The following is a 1008-nucleotide window of genomic DNA, read 5'->3' as shown; positions in this document are numbered from 1 at the left end:
GGTTCCGTCATTCGGCGTACGGCCAGGCCGTAACCTTCCTCACTTCGCAAGATCTCCCGAGCCTGCTTTTGGTAACGCAGTCGTTCCAAACTAACAACCACTTCCCGATCTCCGGCTGCCTTCGTGCAGCGTTCCTTCAGCGGACAGCCCTCGCAGCTCTGACTTCGGTAATGACGTTTGTAAATTTCATATCCACTCTGTGAGACTTCCTTGCTTTCTCTGCGGAAATGCAGCATTTTCCCGGCGAGGCACGTCCAGTTATCCTCAGCTGCATTGTATGTCCAGTTCTCGATTTTACCAACATTCACTTTCCAGGCCTTGCTCTTTTCCTTGTGATAGCTGCCGTACTTCACCACCGCCTGAATCTCTTTCTTTTCCAGATAGGCGTAGTTTTCTTCGCTGCCGTAGCCTGCATCCGCAATGACTGTCTTTGGCAGTTTTCCGAGGATCTGCTGCGCTTTTTCCATATGCGGCTCTAAACAGCGGGTGTCGGTCGGTCTTTGGTGTACACTGTAGGCTAAAATAAACTGGTTTTCGGTCCCGATTTGCACATTGTATCCCGGTTTCAGCTGGCCATTCCGCATGTGGTCTTCTTTCATCCGCATAAACGTTGCATCTGGATCCGTCTTGCTGAAACTGTTCCGGTCCCCAAGCAGCTTTTGGTATTGTTCGTACTTCAGCAGTCGGGGAAGCAAATCATTACGCAGCGTCCGAACAGCCTTTTTTAAGGGCTTGTCTTTCGGTTTTTGGGCCAGCTGAGCTTCGAGCTTTTGCACCACCTGTTCAAGTTTCACGCTGCTCACTTCGGAATCTGTGCCGAGTTCAGCCAGGTCTTTGCCTGAATTCTCTTGTTCTTCCTGTTCTTCTGCCGTTTCAATGGCAGCGAACAGGGCATGCACCTTATCCTGCAGTTTGACTTTGTGTTTACTGACGGCTTTCCCCCAAACAAACGTGTAGCGATTGGCATTGGCCTCGATTTTGGTTCCGTCCACAAAGTAATGCTCCAGG

Annotated in this window: 1 protein-coding gene; it reads right to left on the bottom strand. The window is 50.5% G+C overall.

All coding sequences use genetic code 11. The annotated features are described in order from the left end of the window. The coding region (locus A3849_RS31955; RefSeq protein ID WP_074115058.1) for a transposase at window positions 1-1008 on the bottom strand (1008 nt) is incomplete at both ends.

It is taken from the genome of Paenibacillus sp. P46E, assembly GCF_001909095.1.
GTDB lineage: Bacteria > Bacillota > Bacilli > Paenibacillales > Paenibacillaceae > Paenibacillus_AQ > Paenibacillus_AQ helianthi.
Note: the sequence above shows the minus strand (reverse complement) of the source record. Positions and strands in the feature narration are given on the sequence as shown.